The following is a 25,008-nucleotide window of genomic DNA, read 5'->3' on the forward strand; positions in this document are numbered from 1 at the left end:
CCACCAAACAGCCGTGTCCAAGTCGTGCGAGTGCTCGAGGTTTGGCACTATGAGAACTTGTGAGTAGCCCCGCGGATTCGACCGTTACCAACCCGTCCACTCCGCCTTGGTGGAACGAGGCAGTTTTCTACCAGATCTATCCGCGATCTTTTGCCGATTCCAACGGCGACGGCATCGGTGACCTCGGCGGAATCGAGGACAAACTCGGGTACCTGGAACTGCTGGGCGTCGACGCCCTCTGGTTGAGTCCGGTCATGCGCTCGCCGATGGCCGATCACGGGTACGACGTCTCAGACCCGCGTGACATCGATCCCCTGTTCGGCGACATTGCCGCGATGGATTCACTGATCAGCGCCGCACATGAGCGCGATATCAAGATCACGATGGACCTGGTCCCCAACCACACCAGCGACCAGCACGAATGGTTCCAAGCTGCGCTGGACTCCGCACCAGGTAGCCCGGAACGATCCCGCTACATCTTCCGCGACGGCAAGGGCGAGAACGGCACCGAACCACCCAACAACTGGCCAAGCATCTTCGGCGGTCCGGCGTGGACCCGCATCACCGATGCCGACGGAAAACCGGAGCAGTGGTACCTCCACATCTTCGCGAAGGAACAGCCCGATCTGAACTGGGACAACCCGGAGGTTTTCGAGGATCTGGCCAAGACTCTGCGCTTCTGGCTCAGCCGGGGTATCGACGGATTTCGGATCGATGTCGCCCACGGAATGGCCAAGCCGGAGGGTTTGCCGGACCATGACTGGGACCTCAACGAGCTCATGCGCAACGACGACGACGACCCGCGATTCAACAATCCGGAGGTCCACCAGATCCACCGCGGAATCCGCAAGGTCATGAACGAATTCCCCGAGGCGATGACCGTGGGAGAGATCTGGGTTCGCGACAACGAGCGCTTCGGTGAGTACATCCGTCCGGACGAGCTTCACCTCGGATTCAACTTCCGGCTGGCAGAAACCGAGTTTGCGGCGGAATCCGTGCGGGCAGCGGTGGAGAACTCCCTCGCCGCCGTAGCCGAGGTCGGCGGTGTTCCCACGTGGACGCTCTCCAATCACGATGTCGAACGTGAGGTCACCCGCTACGGCGGAGGCCAGATCGGAACTCTGCGCGCACGGGCAATGGCCTTGGTCGAGCTTGCACTGCCCGGTGCCGCCTTCATCTACAACGGCGCCGAACTCGGACTGCCAAACGTCGATCTTCCCGACGATGCCCTGCAGGATCCGGTGTGGGAACGCTCCGGTCACGCCGAGCGTGGTCGCGACGGATGCCGAGTGCCGTTGCCGTGGGAAGGAGCCGCTCCGCCCTTCGGCTTCACCACCGCCTCGAGCACGTGGTTACCGATGCCGCCCGAGTGGTCGACGCTGACCGTCGAGGCTCAACTCGAGGACGTCGATTCGATGCTCTCGCTGTACCGCAGCGCCCTCGAATTGCGTTCGTCCCGGCCGGAGATCTCGGGTGCCGATATCGACTGGTACGGGAGCCCTCCCGGGTGCCTGGCGTTTCGTCGACGGGGCGGTCTGATCTGTGCCCTCAACACGTCGGATGTGCCTATTTCCCTGCCCGCCGGCGACGTCATCCTCAGCAGCGCTCCCCTGGTCGACGGTCTGTTGCCCGTCAACACCGCTGCGTGGCTGATCTGAGTCGGACCTCAACTCACCGGGGATCGGTCCTGGCGGTTGTTGCCGCGGCCGTGCTGTTCGGAACCACCGGAACCGCACAGGCCTTGGCCTCGGAAAGCCTCGGATACGATCTCGATCCCCTGGCCGTCGGTTCCGCGCGGGTGGTTCTCGCAGGCCTGATCCTCGCAGCGTTTGCGTATGCGCGCGGCGGCCTCGGGTTCGCTCGCTCGACCAGCCGACCCGCCATCCTGGGCGGATTCGGTGTCGCCGCATATCAATTGGGGTTCTTCACCGGAGTGCAGGCGGCGGGAGTTGCGGCAGGCACGATGATCGCACTGGGATCAGGTCCGGCGTTCACCGGCGTACTGCAGTACCTGGTGGACCGCCGCATGCCCGGCCCGCTGTGGTTCCTCTCGACGCTGGTCGCCGTCGCCGGTATGACGCTCATCGTCGCCGGCCAACCCGGCGACGGATCGTCGAACGTACTCGCCGGCGCGGTGCCGGCACTCATCGCCGGACTGGGCTACGCGATCTACACCGTTGCCGGCGCACACATGATCACGGCGGGAGTGTCCACGCAGGGCGCGATGGGTCAGATGTTCGGCATCGGTGGGATCCTCCTACTGCCGATCCTGATCTGGCAGTGGCCAGGTGGGCTCGATACCGGCGCCGGGGCAACAGCGGTGGTGTACCTCGTTGTGGTTCCGACCGTGCTGGCCTACCTGCTCTTCGCGGCGGCACTGCGACACCTCAACCCGGCAACCGTCGCAACGCTGACGCTGCTCGAGCCGGTAGTCGCAGCTATTCTCGGCGCAGTGGTTCTCGGCGAGACCATCACCACCGTGGCCATGCTCGGCATGGCCACCGTCGTCGCGGCCCTCGGCTTGTTGACGGCAGGGACACTGCGTAACAGCTAGCTAGCGAGCCACCATCAGCGGAATCGACCCGCCGCGGTGGCGATAGATCGAACCGAAGCGCGCGTCGAGACGAATCCACGATCTACTGGCCCGAACCCGCACCAACTCCGTCTCATTGATTCGGTTCACATCGACGAATCCCATTGCGGTCAGCGCAAATATCGCCCGCATCGAGATCCCGGCCGTGATGCTCGGCCCACTGACCTCGAGCACCTCTTGATCGAGCAACGAGACGGGCGGTCCCGAACTGCTGCCGTGCTCCTGCGCCAAAGCATTTCCGCGCTGGGCCAATTCGATCAAGACGTGCGCCGGGACATCGTCGAGGTGCTCGAATCCTTCGGCCGGCGGCAGCGCTCCACGCCACGCCGAGTCCATCGAGAATCCCGGATCGATCAGTTCACCGGATGCGTGGGACAGTGCAGCCAACAAGGTATCCCCGGCCGCCGAGGTGTCGTCGGGATTGACGGTACCGACGATAGTGCGCGTCGCCAGGGCGTCGAACCCTGTTGCTGCCCACACACTCACGTGATCCGGGCCGCGTCGACGCATCCTGATGACGGCCGATTCGTCCAACCGCAACGCGTGCCCGATGAAGCCGGCCAAGTTCTTGCGCTCGGCTTCATCGGGCACGGTCAGCATTCGCTCATGCACGCTGCCAACGCTCCAGGTACCCACGCTCGGGACCACTGAGCCGCCGCAGTCGTTGCGTATCGATATCGAACGCCGCGATCTGCGTCGACGCGACGATGGACGGCGCGACCGAGAGTCCCGCGGACTTGGGGCGCACCTCGTATCCGATCGTAAAGTCCACGGCTCGAATCTTTTCCACCCACATCAACACGTCGAGCGGTGAATCGTCGTGCCGCAGCTGCCCCCGATACCGCACATGCAGATCCGCGACAACCGCACCGTCACGCAATGACACCGTCGGACATCCGTCGTGGAACAGCCACGGAATCCGAGCTTCTTCGAGCAGTGTCACCATGCGCGCATGGTTGACGTGTTGGAAGACGTCCATGTCGGACCATCGAACCGCCACGTCGGCATGAAATCCTTCGCTCAACGCCCTACCTCCGATCGGGTGCCCATGCTGCGCACCATGCTGCGAACCTGCCGCGCCGCTACCGAGAGCGTCGCGAGGTCAAGCGTCCCAGACTCGAAGATCTCGCCGAGAGCGGCCCTCGCCCGGCTCAGCCTCGACGCGTTGGTCGCTTCCCATTCGTCGATCTTTTCCTGCGGCGATTCTCCCGGCTCACCGCCGACGAGCACTTCCATCGTGAGCTGCCGCAACGAGCTGTACAGATCGTCACGCAACGCCAGCCGGGCCAGTGAATGCCAGCGATCCCCGCGCTCGAGTCCGGACACGGCCGTGAGCAGCCAGTCGATTCCGAGATGCGCGTCAAGCGCGTAGTAGAGCTGCGCGACTTCCGCGATGTCGTGCTCGGCGATGTCGGCGATATCCGCGATGTCGAGGAGGCAGTACACGTCCAGGAGCCGGAAGACTTCGAGCGCCAGAGCTTCGGGGGCCCCACGGTCGATGACTGATTGGGCCCGGGAAAGCAGATCCGTCAATTGATGGCCGGCAAGCAAATCGGGAACAAGGGGCGCCGTCGAACGGTAGGCCGCGGAGTAGCGAGACACTTCTGCCCCCACCGCGATGGGCTGTGGCCGATTGGCGAGAAACCACCGCGAGGCTCGGTCGAGGAGTCTGCACGTTTCCACGATCAGATCGTTCTCGAGATCAGCTGCGAGTCCGGCCGAACGAATCCGCCCCCACACGTCGTCGAGCGCAAACACCTCACGGACGGCTGCGTACGCCCGAATCGAATCCGTACTGCTGGCGCCGGTTTCCTCCGCAAGCCGGTACGCGTAGGTGATTCCGCCGTTGTCGATGACCTCGTTGACCAGCATGGTCGCCACGATCTGTCGGCGCAGTGGGTGGTCCTTGATCTGTGCGGCAAACCGATCGCGCACCGCACTCGGGAAATATCCGGGAATCTGTTGCGCGAAGTACTCGTTGTCCGGCAACTCCGTGGCGAGCAGATCGTCCTTGAGCGCGAGCTTCACATGCGCGGTGAGAGTCGCCAATTCCGGTGACGTCAAACCGGATCCGATAGACAGGCGCCGATCGATTTCCTTGTTGGACGGTAGTGCCTCCAGTGCGCGATCGAGTCCGCGCGAGGAGCTCAGATCGCTGATCTGCCGCCGGTGGACGGCAAGCATTTGAGGGGCGGTGACCCGCGAAATGCCCAGCAGAGCATTCTGGGCGATGTTGTCCGCCAGAACGAGGCGCGCAACATCGTCGGTCATCAAGGCCAACAACGGGTTCCGCTCATCTGCGGGTAACGCACCCGACCGAACCAACGTGTCGAGCAGGATCTTGATATTGACCTCGTGGTCGGAGCAGTCCACCCCCGCCGAGTTGTCGATCGCGTCGGTATTGATGTGTCCACCGTTGGCACTGAACTCGATTCGCCCCAGCGCCGTCACACCGAGATTGCCGCCCTCGCCGACCACCTTGACCCGTAGGTCAGCGCCGTCGACACGGACCGCATCGTTGCTCTTGTCGCCGACCTGCGCGTTGGTTTCGGCCGACGCCTTGATATAGGTACCGATGCCGCCGTTCCACAGCAGATCCACCGGTGCGGACAGGATCGCGCGCATCAATTCGGGCGGCGAGAGTTTGGTGACTCCCTCGTCCAACCCCAGGGCAACGCGCACACTTTCGGCGATGGGGACGGACTTGACGGTACGGTCCCACACACCGCCGCCGTCGCTGATCAGGCTGGCGTCGTAATCCGCCCACGACGATCGCGGAAGTTCGAAGAGTCGGCCACGCTCGACAAATGATCGCGCGGCATCCGGGTTGGGGTCGAGGAAGATGTGCCGGTGATCGAATGCCCCGACCAGTCGGATGTGACGGCTCAGCAACATACCGTTGCCGAATACGTCGCCGCTCATGTCCCCGACTCCGACTACGGTGAAGTCCTCGGACTGCGTGTCGACACCGATTTCCCGGAAGTGCCGCTTGACGCTTTCCCACGCGCCGCGAGCGGTGATCCCCATTCCCTTGTGGTCGTATCCCACCGAACCACCCGAGGCAAATGCGTCGCCGAGCCAGAAGTTGTACTGCGCAGCAACGGAATTCGCCAGGTCCGAGAATGATGCCGTCCCCTTGTCCGCGGCGACGACCAGGTATCGATCCTCGTCGTCGAGTCGCACGACCCGATCCGGCGTCACCACTTCCCCGGTCTCAGGATGAACGTTGTCCGTGATGTCGAGCAGACCCGAGATGAAAGTCCGGTAGCAGGCTTTGCCGGATTCGAGTGTGGCACTGCGATCGGTTGCCGGATCTCCGGTCGGGACCGGCGGGTTCTTCACGACAAATCCGCCCTTGGCACCAACGGGGACGATGACCGCGTTCTTGACCGCCTGCGCCTTCACGAGGCCAAGCACTTCGGTCCGGAAATCTTCCCGACGGTCCGACCACCGCAGACCACCACGGGCCACCGCGCCGAACCGCAGGTGCACTCCCTCAACCTCCGGCGAGTACACAAAGATCTCGAAAGCCGGCCTGGGCTTCGGCAATTCACTGATCCGAGAAGGATCAAGCTTGATCGACAGATACCCGCGCGAGCGCCCATCCGTATCCAGGACATAGAAGTTGGTGCGCAGCGTTGCCTTCACCAGCGAGAACATTCCCCGCAGGATGCGGTCGGCATCGAGGCTGAGAACTTCGTCGATCGAGGCCCGCAGTTGCGCCTCCAACTCCTCGATACGCTTCCCACCAGTCAAGTTCGGATCGAACTTCGCTTCGAAAAGTTCCACCAGCGCCGCCGCAGTCCGCGGGTGCGACAGTGCGATCCCCTCGATATGAAACTGACTGTACGGAAAAGTAGCCTGCCGCAAGTATTTTGCGTAAGCCCGCAGGATGACTGCCTGCCGCCACGTCAATCCTGCCCGCAGTACAAGTTCGTTGAACCGGTCAGCCTCGGCGCGCCCGAACCACACGGCACCGAACGCCGCGGTGAACCGCTTCTGCACCTCGGTCAGCGCTACCGTGCTGGTTTCGAGTGGCACTTGGGTGTCGAGATCCGGCTGCACGGATGCCCGCAATTCCGCCGGTACAGACAACCCGAAATCGTAGATCCAGCACTTCACCCCGTCGAGTCGCTGGACCACGTGTGGCCGTTCGTCGAGCACCTCGACACCGAGCGACTGCAGTACCGGGAGAACCTGGCTCAGCGAAATGGCGTCGCCGCCGACAAACAGCGTGAACCGCCACTGACCTGGTTCGGAATCCTCACCGCGATAGAGCAACACGTCGATCGAACCGGGAGCCAACGCTTCGAGCCGAGAGATATCGGACAACGCGCGAGAGGGCTCGAAGTCCTCCTTGTATCCGTCGGGAAGAACCCGGATGTACCGCTGCACCAATTCCAGATCGAGGTCGGAGCGCTCACGGACGAGATCGGTGATGCGGTCGTCCCAACTACGACTGACTTCGGTCAGCAGCGCCTGAACGCGTTCACGGTTTTCTTCGGACACATCGAGTCGAATCGCTGCGCTGCCAGGCTCACGCCGGATCGTCACATGCAGCAAAGCAAGGTCGTTCTCACTCACCCTGGCTGTGTAATCCACTGTGCCTGGACCGAATTCACTCCAGAGCGTGTGCTGCATCGCCAACCGGACACGCGTTGTGTAGCGGTCGCGTGGCAGGTACACCAGGCAGGAGACAAACCGACCGAACGTGTCTTCGCGAACGAACAGCCGCACCTGACGACGCAGGCCGATGCTGTGCACCGCGTGAACAGTCTCGAACAAGGTGTCGGTGTCGCTGGAAAACAACTCCGTGCGGGGGAAGGACTGAATGACCTCGAGCATCGCCTGGCCGGAATACGAATCGAGGTCGACACCGGCGCGGCTGATCACCTCGCGCACCCGGCGCTCGATCAGCGGAATGGCAAGAACGTTTTCGTGGAGGGCCACCACGGTGAAGACGCCGAGGAACCTGTGCTCCCCCACGATGTTTCCGTCGTCGTCGAGTATCGACACCCCGACGAAGTACGGATACACGGCGCGGTGAACGGTGGCGGGGAACGACCCCTGGGTCAGGACGAGCAGCGGCCGATCCGGGAGATCGGCAACCGGCGGCAGGCTCATCGGACCGTCGGTGACGGCGTCGGATCGGAGCACACCGAGTCCACTGCCGTCCACCGTGCGGGAGCCGTCTGCAGTGCCGACGAACCGTCGATAGCCGAGCACGGCATAGTTGCCGGCAGCCATCCACCGCAGGAGGCCTGCCGTGTCGGAGAATTCTTCCGACGAGACGCGGCCGGTAGCCGAGGCTGCCGACGCCTCGAGTTCGTCGGCGATACTCAATTGCAGGGCAGTCATGGACGGGGTGTCGTCGGCGACGACGCGGACATCGGCCAACACCTTGCCCAGGTGTTCTTCGATGGCGTCGAGTTCGAAATCCTGCGCTGCCGCGTCCAACTGCACGTGCATCCAGGATTCCTGGATACCGGTGTCTCCCAAAGACTTCAAATTGCCCGAATTGTCCCGATCCGCTCGAAGGATCGGATGGGCGTACTGACTGATACCCACACCTAGGCGATTGAGCAGCGCGGTGATGGATTCGACCAACAGCGACATGTCGTCGTTGACGATCTGGATCGCCGCACCCAACTTCGCCGGATCCCAGGGACGATAGACCCGCCACACCGCCGTGCCCGGCACCCGAGTGCGCCCGAGTTCGAGATGCGCTTTCAGTACGCGATTGGATCGGCCGTTGATCACATCGCCGCTGTCACCCTCGTCGATATGTGTGAAAAAAGCCTCGCGAAGGCGCGTGAGTAACGTCGCTTCGTCGAGGCTTTCGGAATTGTGTGGTGCTCGGTCGGTCATTCCTGGCTCACATCCTGTGGGTTCTGATCACCGCGGCCAATCTCATGCTCGAGACTAGCCGCGGTGACCGCTACCTAGGGTGAACTACGCCGGAACAAGCGCTGCTTCCAGCACCAAACGCTCGCTGTCAGCGAGGGGTCTGGACTTTTCGGACACAGTGTCGAATCCGACCATCAATGCGTCACCGGATGCGCACTCCGCACCGGTGTTGTCGCGGACGACGTGCCGGACCGTGAACGAGGAAGTCCCGACATGAGTCGTGAAGATCTCGACATTCAAAGGACCCGAACGATCCGTCACCGGCTTGAGGAACTCGATGGACATCTTCCGGACAACGACGTATCCCGGACGGCCACCATGGGCGGCAAGCTTCGACGTCAGGAACTGAATGCGAGCTTCCTGCATGTACTCGGCATACCTCGTGTTGTTGACGTGACCCAACCGGTCGGAATCACCCCACCGAACCTGAACCTCACACGTGAATACGTCCGACACCGATCAGTCCCTCGTGAGCTTGCGGTGCGTGACGCGGTGCGGACGCGCGGCGTCGGGGCCGAGACGCTCGACCTTGTTCGCCTCGTAGCCTTCGAAGTTGCCTTCGTACCAGTACCACGCAGCTTCGTTGTCGCCGAAGCCGCCTTCCCACGCGAGGATGTGAGTACACGTGCGGTCCAGGAACCAGCGATCGTGCGAGATCACGACGGCGCAGCCGGGGAACTCTTCGAGAGCGTTCTCCAGCGAACCGAGGGTTTCGACGTCGAGGTCGTTGGTGGGCTCATCGAGCAGGATCAGGTTTCCGCCCTGCTTGAGCGTCATCGCCAGGTTGAGGCGGTTGCGCTCACCACCGGAGAGAACTCCGGCCGGCTTCTGCTGATCGTGGCCCTTGAATCCGAACGAGCTGATGTACGCACGCGACGGGAATTCGGTCTGACCGACAACGATGAAATCGAGCCCGTCGGACACGGTCTCCCAGACCGTCTTCTTCGGGTCGATGCCGGATCGGTTCTGGTCGACGTAGCTCAGCTTGACCGTCTGACCGATCTTGACCTCACCGGCGTCTGGCTCTTCGAGGCCGACGATGGTCTTGAACAGCGTCGTCTTACCGACACCGTTGGGGCCGATGACGCCGACGATGCCGTTGCGCGGCAGGGTGAACGAAAGGTCCTTGATCAGGACACGGCCGTCGAAGCCCTTGTCGAGGTTCTTGACCTCGACGACGACGTCACCGAGACGCGGCGGTGCCGGGATCTGGATCTCGTCGAAGTCGAGCTTGCGGGTCTTCTCGGCCTCGTTCGCCATTTCCTCGTAGCGATCGAGACGAGCCTTGTTCTTGGCCTGACGAGCCTTGGCACCGGAACGAACCCACGCGAGTTCGTCCTTGAGGCGCTTCTGCAGCTTTTGGTCCTTCTTGCCGGCAACCTCGAGGCGTGCGGCCTTCTGCTCCAGGTAGGTGGAGTAGTTGCCCTCGTACGGGTAGAGGCGACCGCGGTCGACCTCACAGATCCACTGCGCCACGTGATCGAGGAAGTAGCGATCGTGGGTGACGGCGAGGATAGCGCCGGGGTATGCAGCGAGGTGCTGCTCCAACCACAGAACCGACTCGGCGTCGAGGTGGTTGGTGGGCTCATCGAGGAGCAGGAGGTCGGGCTTGCTCAGCAACAGCTTGCACAGCGCGACGCGACGCTTCTCACCACCGGAGAGGTGGGTGACCATATCTTCCGGCGGCGGGCAACGAAGCGCGTCCATGGCCTGCTCGAGCTGGGAGTCGATCTCCCAGGCGTCAGCATGGTCGAGCTTCTCCTGAAGCTCACCCATCTCTTCCATGAGCTCGTCGGAGTAGTCCGTAGCCATGAGCTCGGCGATCTCGTTGTATCGCTTGAGCTGAACCATGGTCTCGCCGAGGCCTTCTTCGACGTTCTCGCGAACGGTCTTGGTCTCGTCGAGCTGCGGCTCCTGCATGAGGATGCCGACGGATGCGCCGGGGGCAAGGAAGGCCTCGCCGTTGCCCGGCTGATCCAGCCCGGCCATGATCTTGAGGATGCTGGACTTACCAGCGCCATTGGGTCCGACGACACCGATCTTCGCGCCGGGGTAAAAGCTCATCGTGACGTCATCGAGGATGACCTTGTCACCGTGCGCCTTGCGCACCTTCTTCATCGTGTAAATGAACTCAGCCATGACCGCCAGCCTATCGGTGTTTGTCGCATTACCCACATTGCGTCGACGGGTTCACACGCTCTGCAGTTCGGTCGGCAGTTCCAAGGCTTCGCTGGAAGAAGCTGCGAGAAGCTGCGCGTACCGTCCGCCTTGTTGCACCAGTTGGTCGTGTGTGCCCTTCTCGACGACAACACCCTGATCCAGAACAGCGATCAGATCCGCGTCACGGACCGTGGAAAGCCTGTGCGCCACAACCAAAGTGGTGCGTCCGACCATCAGTTCGTCGAGTGCGTCCTGCAGCGCGCGCTCGGTGCGGTTGTCCAACGCACTCGTCGCTTCGTCGAGAACGAGAATCGGCGGATTCCGCAGGACTGTCCGTGCGATGGCGATGCGTTGCTTCTCACCTCCGGAGAAGCGGTAACCGCGCTCACCCACCATGGTGTCGTAACCGTCATCCAGGCCGGAGATGAACTCGTGAATCTGGGCGATCCGCGCAGCTTGCTCGATCTCCTCATCGGTTGCATCCGGCTTTGCGAACCGCAGATTCTCGCGAATCGTCGTGTGGAACAAGTATGTCTCCTGAGACACCACACCCACCAGGTCGGACACCGTCGCCAGATCGAGGTCCCGCAGATCGACGTCGTCGATCCTGACCGATCCTGCCGTCGGGTCGTACAGCCGCGCGGCCAGGTAACCAAGGGTGGTCTTGCCAGAACCGGTGGAGCCGACAAGCGCCAGTGTTCCGCCGGCCGGGACTGTGAGGTCGATGTTGTCGAGAGTCTTGCGCTCTGTTCCCGGATATGAGAAGTCGACACGATCGAATCGCAGTTCGCCCGACAGTGCCGATACGTCGAACTCCTTCGACTCTTCCGGATCAGCGATGTCGATCGGCAGGTCCAGGTACTCGAACACGCGACTGAACAATGCCATGGAACTCTGCACCTCGACGCCCGTGTTGAGCAGCATCATGGTGGGCCGGAACAACTGAGTCTGCAAGGTCGTGAACGCGACCAGCGTGCCGACGGTGATGGTGTTGCCGTGGTCGAGCGTGAATCCCGCAAACCAGTAGACCAGTGCCGGCATGGCCGCAAACGTGATCGACATCGACGCCATGCGCCACTTACCGGCCATCATCGCTCGAAGTTCGACGTCGGCGACCTCGGCCGAGCGTTCGGCGAAGCGGTCGGTCAACGCGGACTTCGCACCGGTTGTCTTTCCCAGCAGAATGCCACTGACCGAGAGTGATTCCTCAACTTGAACGGACAGATCGCTGAGCAACTTCTGCCGCTTGCCTGAGATCTTGCGGCGCTCGTTACCGATCTTGCGGGCGATCCGGATGAACACCGGCAGGATCGCCAGCGAGAAGATCGCCAGTCGCCAGTCGAGCAGGAAGAGCGCAACTATCGTCGCTGCAACGGTGGTCGCGTTCTGCGCAATCGACGTGGCTGTGTTGGTGACAACCGATTGCATTCCGCCGATATCGTTGGCGATACGTGACTGCACCTCACCGGTCCTGGTTCTCGCGAAGAACCCCAGCGACTGATTCTGCAGGTGTGTGTACACCCGGACACGCAGTTGGTGCATCAGTTTCTGGCCGATGCTGTTGGACATCCACGTCTGCACAACACCGAGACAACTAGTGATCACGGCAATCGCGATCATGCCGATTGCCAGGATGCTGACCAGTCCGAGGTCCTTGTCCGGGATTGCCTTGTCGAGCATTTCGCGCAGGAGCAGTGGGCTACCCAAGGCCACAATGGCGCTGAGCGTGATGACCGCCGTGACGATGGCGATCTGTGTCCGATACGGCGTGAACAGCTCGAGGACACGTCGTGGTGATACGGGGTCCGCCGGAGTGGTCTCGACAGCGGAATTTTCGAAATCTCTGATGTGATCTGGTTTCACGTTTACCTCCTGGAGGCTTTCTCACCTTAATTTCATATTGATGAGGTTACCTCACTATGAGGCTGACACCCACAACGCTAGACTGACGCCATGCATTCCCGAGAGCGCGAACTCACCGATGTCGTGTTGTCCGTGGCGCGAACCATTCGACGACGCCAGGTCGCGGCCCTCGAGCCATTCGGACTCTCCCCGTCACAGAGTCGTGCTTTGAGAGTGCTCACCCGAGTAGGCGAACCGGTCCGATTGGGCTTTCTCGCGGAAAAGCTGCGCATCGTTCCCCGCTCCGCCACGGATGTCGTGGATTCCCTCGAAGCGGCGGGATGGGTCAAACGCACTCCCGACCCCCACGACCGACGAGCAGTGCTCCTCGAGCTCACCACTGCCGGCGATGCCCTGGCAGCCGAGGTCGCACAGGCGCAACGGCGAGAATCCTCGGATATCTTCGACGACCTCGACGACACAGAACGGGTCGTTCTCACCGAACTGCTCGAGCGAGTAGACGCGGGGCACGACCACGGCCGCCCCCGCGACTGCCCGAAAACTCGCGCCTAAACCTACGCCGCCGCAGTCTCTGTCTCTGTCGGTTCGTCCCCTGACACAGGTTTGCTGTGCCGCTCGATTTTTGCGATGCACCGGGCAAGATCGGGCCCCACTGCAGTTGCTCTCATCTCCAGATCGGAACGAGCAATCCCCTCCTTCGTGGTGTATTCGTTGGTGCGCAACTCCCCCGTCGCCATCACCGGATCACCCTTCATGATGGATGCTCCGACGCCGGTGACAAGCCGTCGCCAACACGTGACCGTGAGGTAGAGCGTCGCGCCATCGGTCCATTCCCCGGTCACCGCATCCTTGCGTCGTGCGTTGCTGGCCATCCGAAAGCTCAGCACCTCTTCGCCATTGGTGGTTTGCCGCTTCACCGGATTGGTGATGACGGTGCCGACAACCGTTGCAGATGTCTCGTACATGTTTGATCCCCCTTGAATCTCTTTGCCCACTGAATCCCACCTAAAAGATTCTGAATCGAAACCAGGATTGCCGTCACAATCAAAATGAACCTGGGGATGAACACAGTGCCTGTGGAAAAACAGCACTGCCCGAACCAGTTGGTCCGGGCAGTGTCGGTGTGTGGTGCTAGGTGTTACGGCCGCCATTGACCCCGAGGATCTGCCCGGTGATGTAGCTGGCGTCGTCCGAGATCAGGAAGGCACAGGCCGCCGCGATGTCTTCGGGCTTGCCGACCCGACGGACCGGCGTCGTCAAGATATGGTCATCGACGCTTCCACCGAGTCGATTGAGTTCCTCGTCGCGTCGCAGCAACGGAGTGTCGACGAATCCGGGTGGCACTGCGTTCACCGTGATACCCAATGGACCGAATTCGAGGGCCAAAGATTTTGTCAGCCCATTGACCGCGGACTTCGCCGCAACGTAGTGCGCCATGTATGGCTGACCCGAATGTGCACTGGAAGAAGAGATATTGACGATCCGGCCCCACTTTCCCGCGATCATGTCGGGCAGCGCCGCCTGGGTGCAGTGATAGGTCCCGTTCAAGCTGACTCCGATGACCTTCTGCCATTCGTCGAAGTCGATGTCGACAAAGCGGCCGTTTCCGACGATGCCTGCCGCATTGACGAGAACAGTGATCGGACCGAGCCGTTCGCGAATCGCGGCCATTGCCGCATCGACCTGCTCGCGACTGGTGACGTCTGCGGTGTGGGCATTCTCGGAGTCACTTGGCGTCCAATCGATGGTGGCAACCTGATAGCCGTCGGAGTCCAGACGCCGAGCGATGGCCTGACCTATTCCCGAAGCCCCTCCGGTAATGACAGCAGTCTTTGTCATCAGGGCACCGGCTCGGAGATCGCATCCATGGTTGATGCGCCGGTATCCGGCACCCTCGGTTGCGACCAGGCCTCGATGGGAAACGACACGTTGATCAGCGAATAACACAGTTGCAGTAGCCGATAGGCGTCGTCAGGCAATGCATCGAGCGGGAACTCGTCGAGATAACTCCCCGCGTCCAACAATCGAGGCAAGGCTGCGTCGTAGAACGTCTGCAGTTCGGTCATATTGCTGGACAAGCGCTTTGCATAGCGCTCAGCTTCGGTGGGCAGTGCCCACTCCGCGAAGGGTTCGAGATCCGCGAAGGCAACGGGCAAAGTGTTGGGCATCTGTTTTCTCCTGATTCCTTTTACTCCGTGGCGAGTTACGTACGTAGCAAAATCTCGTCGACAAACCGCTGCGAGGCGGTGTGCAGGTGACGGACCAGCACTTCCTGATCGCACAGTAGAAAATGCGATACAGCTCTCGACTCGAGCATTGTCTGCGTAGCTTCGAGCGTGTTGCAGTCCTGGAGACCGAACTCCTTGAAGGTGACCGCAGCCATTTCCTGCCGCATACGCTCGGTGGCGTTCTTCGGTGGCGGCATGTACAGCGTGCCTTCAAAGGTGTGCTCGTTGTAGGCGGTTGGCCAGTAGTGGTAGGTGAGGTACCACCCGGGTTCCCACACCACGATCATGAAATTCGGGAACAGGACGTAGGAGTCGAGACCCCAGGATTTATGCTTCGTCGGATTGAGTCCGCTTGGCAGCGTGGCAAGTTCGGGGAAATCGGGTTTGTCCCATGGACCGAAGTTGCCACTACGCAACAGTCGCTCCGTCGGTTTCACCATCATCGGATCCTTCGGCGGAGCCATGCCTCCCCACGAAGACACCATTCCGTGTGGGCCGTCGATGTCGTACGCGAGCGCCTCGAAACCGTAGCTCTTGAGCTTGTTCGACTCGTCGGACACGTACTGCTTCGAATGAAGGATCGGCGCGTGATAGAACTCGGCGAATGCGTCGATATAGAGCTTCCAGTTGCTGCGCACGTGCGCCTGATACTTGTAGACCTGAGTCATCCGGCCGAACGGATAGCCCGTCATGCCGGCAGCGAACTTTCCGAGGTAGTCATCCAGCGAAATCGTGTTTGTATCATCGAAATTGACGAATACGAACCCTTCCCACACATCGACCTGCAGCGGAACCAAGCCGTTCCCGGCACTCGACCAGGCAGTCACGGACTCGTCGGCGCCGCGAGTAACGACTACTGACGCGCGGACTGCGTCGATCACCCGGATGAAGTAACTTCCGGGAACAGGCACCTGCTCGACTCGACCTACGTTGAGCCAGGTGTGGCCGAAGACGGCTTCGCGCTCGACTTCGAAATACTCGGGGCTGATCGAATCCTCGAACGTAATCGGCCCGGTATCCAAGCCGAAATGCTCAGTCCAACTTCCCTCGGGCGGCTTCGGAAAATGCGGCATCTGTGCGTCCCTTTCCAATCCCAACAACATGACCGACGGTCAACTTACGGGTTCCTGTAACATATGGACCGCCGGTCAACTTGTCAATCAAAGGCGTGCTCATGGGTCAGGAATTGAAACGGGAGCGCAGCGATGCAGCTCGAAATCGTCGAGCGATTCTCGACGTGACAGAGTCACTACTCGCGCAGTTCGGGGCCGAACACGTCTCCATCGACCAGATAGCCACAGCGGCAGGGGTCGGCAAGGGCACGATCTTCCATCGATTCGGAAGTCGTGCGGGATTGATGCGAGCGCTGGTTCTCGAGCGCGCTCAGACTCTGCGCGACGCGGTCAACGAAGGCGACCCGCCACTGGGACCAGGCGCACCCGCGTCCGACAGATTGCTTGCTTTTTTCGACGCGATGTTCCGGCTGATCGTCGACAACGTCGAACTGATGATTGCGTACGACAACGCCACCACCGATTCACAAGCCGAAGAAATCAATGCCTTCTGGCATCGTCACATCACCGAGTTGCTCAAAGTGGCCACACCTGATGTCGACGCCGTGGTGATGTCCAGAGTGCTACTGAGCGTTCTCAACCCCGACGTCGTCCTTCACCACATCCGAACGCGACAAACCGAGCGCCTCGCCGCTTCGGTTCACGGCCTCGTCGCAGCCGTGGTCGCGCAATCCTGAGGGATCAGCGCGGGTCCCAGCCCTCACGGTCGCGCCTGGCAAGTTCGGCAAACATCGCATTGTGCGCGGCCAGGTCTGCGTCGTGATCGCGTTCGGCTGCGCGGTCCGTTCGCACGGCCGTTTTCCGGTCGGAGCGTGACCACTGCACCAGCAGGGCGAGCATGACCACCATCAGCGGGATCTCACCCGTAGCCCAGGCGATACTGCCGCCCAACTTCTGATCACCCAGAAGATCGTCGTTCCATCCCAAGCCAAGTGAGCGGAAGAACTCGCCGCCCATGATCGTGGTGGTACTCATCAAGGCGATACCGAAGAACGCGTGGAACGGGAGCGAGCCGAAGACCATGGCCAGTTTGGTCACGGGTTGGAGTTGGCGCGGCGACGGGTCGACACCGATCGCCACCCAGTAGAAGAGATAGCCGCTGAGAATGAAGTGCAGGTTCATCAGCAGGTGCGCGCTGTGGGAATCGACCGTGGCTCCGTAGATACCGCCGAGGTAGAGCACGTAGAAGCCGCCGACAAAGAGAACCGCAGCGACAATCGGGTGAGTGATGAATCGCGAGAACGGACTGTGCAGGGCAACGAGAATCCACTCACGAATGCCGGGTACACCGTCCTTGCCCGCGGGTTCGAGAGCGCGCAACGCCAACGTGATGGGCGCGCCCAAAACCAGCAGAACGGGCGCCAGCATCGACAGCGCCATGTGTCCGGCCATGTGAACGCTGAACACCGCGGTCGCGTATTTGCCCACGCCCGACGAGGTCGCGATCAGCAGTACCGCGCATCCGATCATCCAGGAGATGGTGCGGCCGACGGGCCAGGAATCGCCACGCTTCGACAGCTTGCGCAGGCCGAGGAAATACAGAACCGCAGCGACGATCGCGGCTGTGCCGAACATCAAATCGAAACGCCACTCGGTCACGAATGCCATGAACGATGGCGGGTCCGGCAGGTTGTAGCCGAGTTCGACCTCGGGAATGGTCGGGATGCTCGTCGGCGGAGGCGGCGGTGTGCGGCCTAGGCCGATTGCCAGCCCGATGGTGGCAGCAAAGATGATGCCTTCGCCGCCGGCAAAACGGATCAGCGCCGAGCGGGAGTTCGGGTTCTCGGCGAGCGCAGGCAACGCGCGACTGCGCTGCAACCACCCGAAGAAACCGAGGACGATCAGCGCAACGATCTTCGCGACGATCAGGCGACCGTACGTCGTCGTGAACAGGTCGTCGAGTGGGAGACGCACAATCGCGTTGATGACACCACTGAAACCCATGACGACAAAACAAATGGTGGCGACCGTCGAAAAGCGCTGAGCAGCGACATCCGTGTGGTCACCGCCGCGGCGAGCGTGAGCCAGGAGCGCAAACAATCCACCAGCCCACAGCGACGCCGCAACGAGGTGCAAGATCAGGCTGTTGGTAGCAATGTCGTGCGAGCCACCCGACGACGAGTGCCCGGTGAGAGCGAGGGGCATAAGGCCGAGCAAGCCGACCACCAGCAGCAACGGCGTCCACCACCAGCGCAGTGTCAGCCGAGCCAGAATTGCCAGGACCACAGCTATGACGGCCGTCCAGCGCCAGGCACCGGCGATTTCCACCTGATCGAGTCCGGACCACAGATTTGCCGGTTTGATCGCTTCGGAGAACGGCTGACCCGACGTATCGGAGAGCGTCAGCGGAATCAGCACCAGCGAACATGCCGCCCACACGATCGCGGCGTGCGATGCCGTCCGGACCGCTCGATAGCCGTCGACGTCGAGCACACCGGACTTTTGTGGTGGCACGAAAAACGCCGCTAACAGAAGGGAGCCGATCGCGATGACAGCGGCAACCTCGGCAACAGCGCGAACTGCGGGCAGCCCATATGTCGTGATCGCGCCGGGGTCGGGAATGCCGAGCAGGGTCAACGCCTGAGATGCGGAAAACCCGACGACGAGAGCTGCGACCATCCCGGCAATCAGTCCACAGACCACAAAGATTGCGGTCGAAGAAGCGCGGACGCTCGTTTGTGGAGGGGACTGCGTCTGCGCAAGGTCGGGTGTAGCCATAGCTACCAGGGTAGGACCTATGGGATCGTCGACGACAATCCACCTACTACTGTGCGTCGGAGATGGTCGTGAACAAGGCCCGCAGAGCGGTCAATCGATCAGCCGGGAGCACGGTGTCGCAGTAGGGCAAGGCCGCTGCCATGGAACCGGTCAGGGGTTCGAACCCGGTCGCACCTGCACGCGGATTGAGCCACACGACCCGGTGGGCGCGGCGCCGGACTCGGGCCATAGCGCGCACGAGAATGTCGGGATCGTCACTATCCCAACCGTCGGAGGCGATGACGACTACGGCCCCTCTCAAGGTGTGTCCGTGATGTGAGGCGAGCAGTGACGCAACAGATGTTCCGATGTGGGTGCCGCCGTACCGATCGACAACTCGATTATTGGCTTCGGCGATGGCCGCGTCGGCGCTGCGATGCGCCAGGATCGGAGTGAGCCGGGTCAACGTGGTCGAGAATGCAAAAACTTCGGCGTCGCCGCGCCGGGCGGCGACTCGCATCAAATGCAAGTACATGTCCGCGTATCCGTGCATCGAGCGACTGACGTCGCACAGCACCACAATCGTGCGGGGCCGCTGCTGTGGGCGGGCACGGGCGAGGCGAACAAATTCGAATCCGGTGCGCCTCGCGATACTCATACTTGCGCGCAGGTCGACGGTTCCGCGCCGGCCGAGTCTGCGTCTTCTCCGGCGGCGCCGTGGCCAGTCCGACTCCGCTTGTTCGATCCACTGCCCGAGGAGTGCAAGATCGCTCGGGCTCAACTGAGCAAAAGGCTCCTCGGATTTCCCGGCAAGGGCGCTCGGGAGTAGTAGACCCGGCCGAACCTGGTCCGGCACGGCTTCTCGCCCACTCGACGTCGCACGCCCGATCCACGGCACGTCGATGATGTCCGCGCCCCCACTAGAAACACCAGCAACAGGAAGAGTCGCGTCGCCGACCGTGCGGTCACTGCCTACCCGCCGCGCAATCGGGTCCAGGCCCAGAGTCGCACCGACAAAAACTCGCTCGAACTGCGCGTCGAAAATCTCGAGATCTTCCTGACGGTTGATCAGAGTTATCCGCGCGGTCCAGTACAACTGTGTCCGGGTGCGTGGCGAGTGGACATGCACGGCTTCACTGAAGTTGGCGGCCCCGACGGCCGACACTCCAACTCCGTGCCGACGCAACAGGTCGACCAAGGCGGTCGCGAAGGCAGCAACATCCACACCGCGCAATAAAGTCGCGCCCGCGTCAGGAATCATCTGCTTCGGCGACGCAGCAACACAAATACGACGATCGCCGCAGCCACCGCAACAAGAAGTGGCAGAACACGTTTCGCGACGGACCCGCCGGCAAGTTCGACTAAGTCGAGAGGTTCGGCATTCGGCGTTTCCACAGCTTGTGCCGGTCCGGCAAGTTTCTCTTCCAACGATTCCGCGAACTCCCCCATCAACTTCTCCGATACCTGCGTGATCACGGAACTGCCGAACTGCGCCAGTTTTCCGACGATCTTCACATCGGTGTCCACACTCACTCGTGTCTGCGCTCCTTCGGGATGTAGCTGCGCGGTGATGGTGGCGCTCGCATTTCCGGATCCGCGCTTGTCACGGCCGCGGGCATTGATCACAGCCTTGTGTGTTTTTTCGTCCCTCTCCACGAATGTTGCGCGGCCGGCAAATTCGCTGAGCACCGGGCCTACTTTGACTGTCACGGTGCCCAGGAAATCGTCTCCCTCGCGTCCGGTCATCTGCGCGCCTGGCAAGAGCGGCGCGATTCCTTCGAGGTCGGTGAGGGTTCTCCATGCCTCCTCGACGGGTGCGGTGACGGTGAATTCGTGTGCGATCTTCATGGTGGCCCTTTCATCAACTCGCCGCGCAGTACCGCGCGATCGTCCGGAGTTTTTGCCAATGCACCCAAGCTGACAACGACGTCCTCCCGAACCAGATCAGCCACCCCCAAAGTCACAAGAGCCGATACCCAGTCGATGGTTTCGGCGACGCCCGGCGCCTTGTCGAGATCGGCACCTCGAATCTGTCCGACAAACGCGGTGGCGTGCTCGATCAATGCCAGATTCGCCGACGGCACCATGCGTCGTACGATCGCAACCGCACGCTCCGGTTCGGGATAGTCGATCCAGTGGTAGAGGCAACGCCGCCGGAGCGCGTCATGGAGATCGCGGCTGCGGTTCGACGTCAAGACCACTACCGGAGGGCGCATGGCTGTGAACGTGCCCAGTTCGGGAACCGTGACGGCCGATTCACCCAGAAACTCGAGGAGCAACGCCTCGAATTCGTCGTCCGCACGGTCGATTTCGTCGACGAGCAGCACAGGAGCTGCCGGCCCGCGGTGCCGCACACATCGCAGAATCGGGCGTTCCTGCAGGAACTCCTCGGTAAACAGATCGGCTTCGTCGAGCGCATCCCCACGCGCTTCGGACAGTTTGATCGCCAGCAGCTGACGTTGGTAGTTCCAGTCGTAGAGAGCTTCGTTGGCGCTGAGCCCTTCGTAGCACTGCAACCTGATCAACGGCGCATCGAGCGAGAGCGCCAAAGCCTTTGCCGCAGTGGTCTTCCCCACACCCGGCTCACCTTCCAGCAGCAGTGGCCGCCCCAGTTCCAGAGCAAGATACAACGCCGTTGCCGTGCCCACATCCAAGAGATAGTCATATGCGTCGAAGCGGCGGATCAACTCCGCGACATCGGAGAATTCGCCGCTCATGTCTTCTCGTACTTATGCCGACAACCCGGTGAACAGAACCACACGTCGACGCCGTCATCCTCGAGATGTGGTGTGTCAGCATTGATGGTGACAGTCATTCCACAGATCGGATCGAGGGCCGTCTTCGCCACCGGGTCATTCCGCGCAACACTCACACCATCGAGACGGATAGCGCGGACCACGTCGACAACGATGGAAAGTGCGATCTCTGCTGGCGTTTTGGCGCCGATGTACATCCCGACCGGGGTGTGAACTCGCGCTCGCTCCGAATCCGTCAACTCCAGTTGTTCGAGCACCGCGGCGCCCCGCACTCGGCTTGCGACCAGGCCGATGTACTGCACTCCGGCATCGAGCGCAGCGCGGATCGTCAGTGCCTCTTCGCCGCCGAGGCTTGCGATAATCACGGCTGTTGCATCCTCAGTCACGGCTTCCGCCGCAGAACTCCGCACAACGTCGAGGTCAAGCACACGGGCAAACTCGACCACCGCATCCGCGATCGGGGTATCGCCGTACAGAGACAGCACATGTGCCGGCAGCGTGGGTTCCAAGAATATTTCCATCGCGCCCCCGGACAGACACGGGTTGACCACCACGTCGGCACCGCTGGTTTTCGGAAATGGCGGCGCTCCATCGGGAAGTACTCGCAGCAGCACACTTTCACCGCTGTCCAAAGCACCTCTGGCTGCTTCGCGTACCGAATTCTGAGCACATTGCCCGCCGACAAATCCTTCGATTGTTCCGTCCGAGAACACTATTGCCGTATCTCCGGGATGCGCCGACGTGGGTTGCTGGGCCCGGACGACGGTTGCGGTCACAAAGGGGCGCCGCTCACCGATCAATTGCTCGGCGCGCAATCGCACGTCGTGAGTGGTGCCGTTCATTGCCCAACCCTTTCTCAGATCCAGCCTTTCTCAGATAGGTGGCCTACCTCGACCATTCATCGCTTCCCACACCCGCGACGGTGTCAACGGCATGTCCGCGTGCCGAATCCCGAAGGGCTTCAACGCGTCGACCACCGCATTCACGATGGCCGGCGGCGAGCCGACGGTTGCGCTTTCCCCAATTCCCTTGGCACCGATGGGATGGTGGGGCGACGGGGTCACGGTGAACCCGGTTTCGAGGTTGGGTACTTCCATCGCTGTCGGGATGAGGTAGTCCATGAGGGAGCCGCCGAGGCAGTTGCCGTCCTCGTCGAAGCTGATGATCTCCATCAACGCCATGCCGATACCGTCGACGATACCGCCGTGCACCTGGCCCTCGATGATCATCGGATTGATCCGGGTTCCGCAGTCGTCCACCGCGAGGAATCTGCGAACAGTCACCTGCGCGGTACCCGGGTCGATGTCGACCACACAGAAGTAGGCACCATAGGGATAGGTGAGATTCTCCGGGTTGTAACAGATTTGAGCTTCGAGACCGCCTTCGATCCCCTCGGGCAGATCGGCGGCACCGTGTGCCCGCATCGCAATGTCCGCGATGGTGACCGCTGCCGACGGATCGCCTTTCACATGAAAGGACCCCTTCTCCCATTCGAGGTCCGCGACGGACACCTCGAGCATCCCCGACGCGATGATCTTGGCCTTGTCGCGCACTTTGCGTGCAACCAGCGCAGCGGCGGCACCGGAAACCGGCGTTGATCGACTGCCGTAGGTACCTAGCCCGAATGGAGTGTTGTCGGTATCGCCGTGCACGACGTCGATATCGTCCGGCGGAATCCCAAGCTCTTCAGCCACGATCTGAGCAAACGTCGTTTCGTGCCCTTGCCCTTGTGTCTGAACCGAAATCCTCACTACCGCTTTACCGGTGGGGTGTATTCGCAATTCGCAACCGTCGGCCATTCCCAGCCCGAGGATGTCCATGTTCTTGCGTGGACCCGCTCCGACGGCCTCGGTGAAGAATGACATGCCGATGCCCATCAATTCGCCGCGCGAGTGCTTCTCGGCTTGCTCGCGTCGTAGGGCGTCATAGCCGATCATGTCCATCGCTTTGCGCATGGTTGTCGCATAGTCGCCCGAATCATATTTCCAGCCGGTCTTACTCGTGTACGGAAACTGGTCTGGCGTCAACAGGTTCTTCAATCGCAGTTCCGCGGGGTCCATGTCCAGGTCGAACGCCAGGCAGTCGACCAACCGTTCCACCAAGTAGACCGCCTCGGTGATCCGGAAGGAGCACGCGTAGGCAACTCCGCCCGGAGCCTTGTTCGTGTACACCGCCGTCATTGCGCAGTATGCAGCCTCGAGGTCGTAGCTGCCGGTGAAGACGCCGAAGAAACCGGCCGGGTATTTGGTGGGCGCCGCCGTTCCGTTGAATGCCCCGTGGTCGGCCAGCACATGAGTACGGATGGCCTGGATCTTGCCTTCCTTGGTTGCCGCGATCTCCCCGAGCATGATGTAGTCGCGGGCAAATCCTGTGCTGGTGAGGTTTTCGCTGCGATCTTCCATCCACTTGACTGGTTTCCCGGTCACGAGTGAAGCGACTATCGCGCACACATACCCCGGATAGATCGGCACCTTGTTTCCGAACCCGCCCCCGATATCCGGGGAAATCACCCGGATCTTGTGCTCGGGTAAACCTGCCACCAGAGCGTAGAGAGTGCGATGCGCGTGCGGCGCCTGACTGGTGGACCACAGGGTCAGCTTCCCGGAGACACGATCGTAATCGGCAACTGCCCCACAGGTTTCCATCGGAGCCGGGTGTACACGCGGGTAGACGATTTCCTGTTTTGTCACAACGTCGGCTGCAGCGAACACCGCGTCGGTGGCAGCTTTGTCACCGGTCTCCCAGTCGAAGCAGTGATTGTCCGTCTTGCCGTCGAGATCGGTGCGGATCACCGGTGCGTCCGGCGACAATGCAGTACGCGCGTCGATCACCGGATCGAGGATGTCGTATTCGACTTCGATCAGCTCCAAGGCGTCCCGCGCCGAGTACCGATCCTCGGCCACCACAAATGCGACCTCCTGCCCTTGAAAGCGTACTTTGTCGGTAACCAGTACCGCCTGCACGTCGCTGGACAGCGTCGGCATCCATGCAAGACCTTGCGCGGCCAGATCCGCTCCTGTCACCACCGCTTTCACCTTCGGATGTTCCTGCGCCGCAGTGGTATCGATGCTCACCAGCCGAGCATGTGCCACCGGCGCACGCAGAATTGCGAGATGCAGCATGCCAGGCAGTTGCACGTCGTCGACGTAGTGACCCTGACCTCGAATGAAGCGGGGATCTTCCTTGCGGAGCATTCGCCCATGCCCGCACGGCTTTCCGTCGTTGACCTCCAACTCAGGCGCCGAGTCCACGCTGGTCATGACGCACCTCCTACCGGATGCGCCGCTGCCCATTGCACCGAGCGCACGATCGTCGTGTATCCCGTGCAGCGGCAGATCTGACCGGAAATCGCTTCCCTGATTGTTAGTTCGTCAGGGTCAGGATCGCGATCAAGGAGCGCTCGCGCGGTGATCATCATCCCGGGAGTGCAAAAACCGCACTGCAATCCGTGGCAGTGCATGAATCCCTCTTGAATGGGGTCGAGCACACCATCTCGTTCAAGACCTTCGACGGTTCCGATCTCGTGACCGTCGGCCATAACCGCGAGCATGGTGCACGACTTCACCGGTTCCCCGTCCACCGTCACCACGCAGGTCCCACAATTGCTGGTGTCGCATCCCCAGTGAGTTCCTGTGAGCTGCAGTTGGTCTCGCAGGAAATGCACCAACAACATGCGCGGTTCCACGTCTTCCGACACCGGCTCACCGTTGACCGTCATCGATACCCGCATA

The 25,008-nt window shown here is 61.6% G+C and carries 21 protein-coding genes; 4 read left to right on the top strand and 17 right to left on the bottom strand.

What is annotated here, in order from left to right:
• Positions 1 to 59 precede the first annotated feature (59 nt).
• Positions 60 to 1,658, top strand: coding sequence for a glycoside hydrolase family 13 protein (locus EEB13_RS20740; protein WP_141486147.1), 1,599 nt, complete (start codon positions 60 to 62; stop codon positions 1,656 to 1,658).
• Positions 1,646 to 2,554, top strand: coding sequence for a DMT family transporter (locus EEB13_RS20745; protein ID WP_141486148.1), 909 nt, complete (start codon positions 1,646 to 1,648; stop codon positions 2,552 to 2,554). The genes EEB13_RS20740 and EEB13_RS20745 overlap by 13 nt, the downstream gene beginning before the upstream one ends.
• On the opposite strand, the gene EEB13_RS20750 is transcribed toward EEB13_RS20745, so the two are convergent.
• From EEB13_RS20750 to EEB13_RS20775, 6 genes are all read right to left on the bottom strand, one after another.
• Positions 2,555 to 3,205, bottom strand: coding sequence for a hypothetical protein (locus tag EEB13_RS20750; protein WP_033232834.1), 651 nt, complete (start codon positions 3,203 to 3,205; stop codon positions 2,555 to 2,557). It abuts the gene before it with no gap.
• Positions 3,198 to 3,617 (bottom strand): acyl-CoA thioesterase, encoded by a 420-nt coding sequence (locus EEB13_RS20755; RefSeq protein ID WP_033232832.1) that lies wholly within the window; start codon positions 3,615 to 3,617, stop codon positions 3,198 to 3,200. The genes EEB13_RS20750 and EEB13_RS20755 overlap by 8 nt, the downstream gene beginning before the upstream one ends.
• Entirely contained in the window at positions 3,614 to 8,461 is a 4,848-nt protein-coding gene (locus EEB13_RS20760) for an NAD-glutamate dehydrogenase (RefSeq protein ID WP_141486149.1), read from the bottom strand. Before EEB13_RS20760 ends, EEB13_RS20755 begins: the two co-directional genes overlap by 4 nt.
• Positions 8,462 to 8,545: 84 nt before the next feature.
• Positions 8,546 to 8,956 carry an acyl-CoA thioesterase gene (locus EEB13_RS20765; protein ID WP_033232828.1) on the bottom strand — a complete coding sequence of 137 codons (411 nt, stop codon included), beginning with the start codon at positions 8,954 to 8,956 and terminating at the stop codon, positions 8,546 to 8,548.
• A gap of 3 nt (positions 8,957 to 8,959) precedes the next feature.
• On the bottom strand, positions 8,960 to 10,639 hold the full coding sequence (gene ettA, locus EEB13_RS20770) for an energy-dependent translational throttle protein EttA (RefSeq protein WP_033232826.1): 1,680 nt from the start codon (positions 10,637 to 10,639) through the stop codon (positions 8,960 to 8,962).
• A gap of 51 nt (positions 10,640 to 10,690) precedes the next feature.
• Positions 10,691 to 12,523: an ABC transporter ATP-binding protein gene (locus EEB13_RS20775; RefSeq protein ID WP_172936719.1), complete on the bottom strand. Its 1,833-nt coding sequence runs from the start codon at positions 12,521 to 12,523 to the stop codon at positions 10,691 to 10,693.
• Positions 12,524 to 12,613: 90 nt separating this feature from the next.
• Between EEB13_RS20775 and EEB13_RS20780 the strand changes: the two genes are divergently transcribed.
• Complete coding sequence (locus EEB13_RS20780) at positions 12,614 to 13,075, top strand: MarR family winged helix-turn-helix transcriptional regulator (protein WP_141486150.1); 462 nt, start codon at positions 12,614 to 12,616, stop codon at positions 13,073 to 13,075.
• A gap of 2 nt (positions 13,076 to 13,077) precedes the next feature.
• Here the strand turns inward: EEB13_RS20780 and EEB13_RS20785 are convergent, their stop codons facing one another.
• The 4 genes from EEB13_RS20785 to EEB13_RS20800 form a co-directional block, all read right to left on the bottom strand.
• Positions 13,078 to 13,488, bottom strand: coding sequence for a single-stranded DNA-binding protein (locus EEB13_RS20785; RefSeq protein ID WP_033232820.1), 411 nt, complete (start codon positions 13,486 to 13,488; stop codon positions 13,078 to 13,080).
• Positions 13,489 to 13,654: 166 nt separating this feature from the next.
• Positions 13,655 to 14,362 (bottom strand): SDR family NAD(P)-dependent oxidoreductase, encoded by a 708-nt coding sequence (locus EEB13_RS20790; RefSeq protein WP_033232818.1) that lies wholly within the window; start codon positions 14,360 to 14,362, stop codon positions 13,655 to 13,657.
• The gene (locus tag EEB13_RS20795) at positions 14,362 to 14,691 is read right to left on the bottom strand and encodes a hypothetical protein (RefSeq protein ID WP_141486151.1); all 330 of its coding nucleotides are present in this window, start codon (positions 14,689 to 14,691) and stop codon (positions 14,362 to 14,364) included. The genes EEB13_RS20790 and EEB13_RS20795 overlap by 1 nt, the downstream gene beginning before the upstream one ends.
• A gap of 35 nt (positions 14,692 to 14,726) precedes the next feature.
• A complete protein-coding gene (locus EEB13_RS20800; RefSeq protein WP_141486152.1) occupies positions 14,727 to 15,824 on the bottom strand; it encodes an SRPBCC family protein in 1,098 nt (365 codons plus the stop codon).
• A gap of 101 nt (positions 15,825 to 15,925) precedes the next feature.
• On the opposite strand from EEB13_RS20800, the gene EEB13_RS20805 reads away from it, so the two are divergent.
• Positions 15,926 to 16,501, top strand: a complete 576-nt coding sequence (locus EEB13_RS20805) for a TetR/AcrR family transcriptional regulator (protein WP_033232812.1) — start codon at positions 15,926 to 15,928, stop codon at positions 16,499 to 16,501.
• 4 nt (positions 16,502 to 16,505) lie between these two features.
• Here the strand turns inward: EEB13_RS20805 and EEB13_RS20810 are convergent, their stop codons facing one another.
• The 7 genes from EEB13_RS20810 to EEB13_RS20840 are packed head-to-tail and all read right to left on the bottom strand — an operon-like array spanning position 16,506 to position 25,007.
• On the bottom strand, positions 16,506 to 18,542 hold the full coding sequence (locus EEB13_RS20810) for a cytochrome c oxidase assembly protein (RefSeq protein WP_045066920.1): 2,037 nt from the start codon (positions 18,540 to 18,542) through the stop codon (positions 16,506 to 16,508).
• 46 nt (positions 18,543 to 18,588) lie between these two features.
• A complete protein-coding gene (locus tag EEB13_RS20815) occupies positions 18,589 to 19,782 on the bottom strand; it encodes a vWA domain-containing protein (protein WP_141486153.1) in 1,194 nt (397 codons plus the stop codon).
• On the bottom strand, positions 19,779 to 20,369 hold the full coding sequence (locus EEB13_RS20820; RefSeq protein WP_141486154.1) for an SRPBCC family protein: 591 nt from the start codon (positions 20,367 to 20,369) through the stop codon (positions 19,779 to 19,781). Before EEB13_RS20820 ends, EEB13_RS20815 begins: the two co-directional genes overlap by 4 nt.
• Positions 20,366 to 21,238: an AAA family ATPase gene (locus EEB13_RS20825; RefSeq protein ID WP_033232804.1), complete on the bottom strand. Its 873-nt coding sequence runs from the start codon at positions 21,236 to 21,238 to the stop codon at positions 20,366 to 20,368. The genes EEB13_RS20820 and EEB13_RS20825 overlap by 4 nt, the downstream gene beginning before the upstream one ends.
• Complete coding sequence (locus tag EEB13_RS20830; RefSeq protein ID WP_141486155.1) at positions 21,235 to 22,119, bottom strand: XdhC family protein; 885 nt, start codon at positions 22,117 to 22,119, stop codon at positions 21,235 to 21,237. The genes EEB13_RS20825 and EEB13_RS20830 overlap by 4 nt, the downstream gene beginning before the upstream one ends.
• Before the next feature lie 30 nt (positions 22,120 to 22,149).
• Positions 22,150 to 24,537 (bottom strand): aerobic carbon-monoxide dehydrogenase large subunit, encoded by a 2,388-nt coding sequence (locus EEB13_RS20835; protein WP_033232800.1) that lies wholly within the window; start codon positions 24,535 to 24,537, stop codon positions 22,150 to 22,152.
• On the bottom strand, positions 24,534 to 25,007 hold the full coding sequence (locus tag EEB13_RS20840) for a (2Fe-2S)-binding protein (RefSeq protein WP_092808723.1): 474 nt from the start codon (positions 25,005 to 25,007) through the stop codon (positions 24,534 to 24,536). Before EEB13_RS20840 ends, EEB13_RS20835 begins: the two co-directional genes overlap by 4 nt.
• Position 25,008: the final 1 nt, after the last annotated feature.

It is taken from the genome of Rhodococcus sp. WS3 (assembly GCF_003797085.1).
Taxonomy (GTDB): domain Bacteria; phylum Actinomycetota; class Actinomycetes; order Mycobacteriales; family Mycobacteriaceae; genus Rhodococcus_F; species Rhodococcus_F globerula.

Excerpts from the sequence above, each read along its gene's own strand:
- EEB13_RS20835 (WP_033232800.1), bottom strand. The coding sequence starts at position 24,537 with ATGACCAGCGTGGACTCGGCGCCTGAGTTGGAGGTCAACGACGGAAAG.
- EEB13_RS20825 (WP_033232804.1), bottom strand. The coding sequence starts at position 21,238 with ATGAGCGGCGAATTCTCCGATGTCGCGGAGTTGATCCGCCGCTTCGAC.
- EEB13_RS20780 (WP_141486150.1), top strand. The coding sequence starts at position 12,614 with ATGCATTCCCGAGAGCGCGAACTCACCGATGTCGTGTTGTCCGTGGCG.
- EEB13_RS20810 (WP_045066920.1), bottom strand. The coding sequence starts at position 18,542 with ATGGCTACACCCGACCTTGCGCAGACGCAGTCCCCTCCACAAACGAGC.
- EEB13_RS20820 (WP_141486154.1), bottom strand. The coding sequence starts at position 20,369 with ATGAAGATCGCACACGAATTCACCGTCACCGCACCCGTCGAGGAGGCA.
- EEB13_RS20760 (WP_141486149.1), bottom strand. The coding sequence starts at position 8,461 with ATGACCGACCGAGCACCACACAATTCCGAAAGCCTCGACGAAGCGACG.
- EEB13_RS20785 (WP_033232820.1), bottom strand. The coding sequence starts at position 13,488 with ATGTACGAGACATCTGCAACGGTTGTCGGCACCGTCATCACCAATCCG.
- EEB13_RS20800 (WP_141486152.1), bottom strand. The coding sequence starts at position 15,824 with ATGCCGCATTTTCCGAAGCCGCCCGAGGGAAGTTGGACTGAGCATTTC.
- EEB13_RS20795 (WP_141486151.1), bottom strand. The coding sequence starts at position 14,691 with ATGCCCAACACTTTGCCCGTTGCCTTCGCGGATCTCGAACCCTTCGCG.
- EEB13_RS20805 (WP_033232812.1), top strand. The coding sequence starts at position 15,926 with ATGGGTCAGGAATTGAAACGGGAGCGCAGCGATGCAGCTCGAAATCGT.
- EEB13_RS20790 (WP_033232818.1), bottom strand. The coding sequence starts at position 14,362 with ATGACAAAGACTGCTGTCATTACCGGAGGGGCTTCGGGAATAGGTCAG.
- EEB13_RS20815 (WP_141486153.1), bottom strand. The coding sequence starts at position 19,782 with ATGATTCCTGACGCGGGCGCGACTTTATTGCGCGGTGTGGATGTTGCT.
- EEB13_RS20830 (WP_141486155.1), bottom strand. The coding sequence starts at position 22,119 with ATGAACGGCACCACTCACGACGTGCGATTGCGCGCCGAGCAATTGATC.
- EEB13_RS20840 (WP_092808723.1), bottom strand. The coding sequence starts at position 25,007 with ATGCGGGTATCGATGACGGTCAACGGTGAGCCGGTGTCGGAAGACGTG.
- ettA (WP_033232826.1), bottom strand. The coding sequence starts at position 10,639 with ATGGCTGAGTTCATTTACACGATGAAGAAGGTGCGCAAGGCGCACGGT.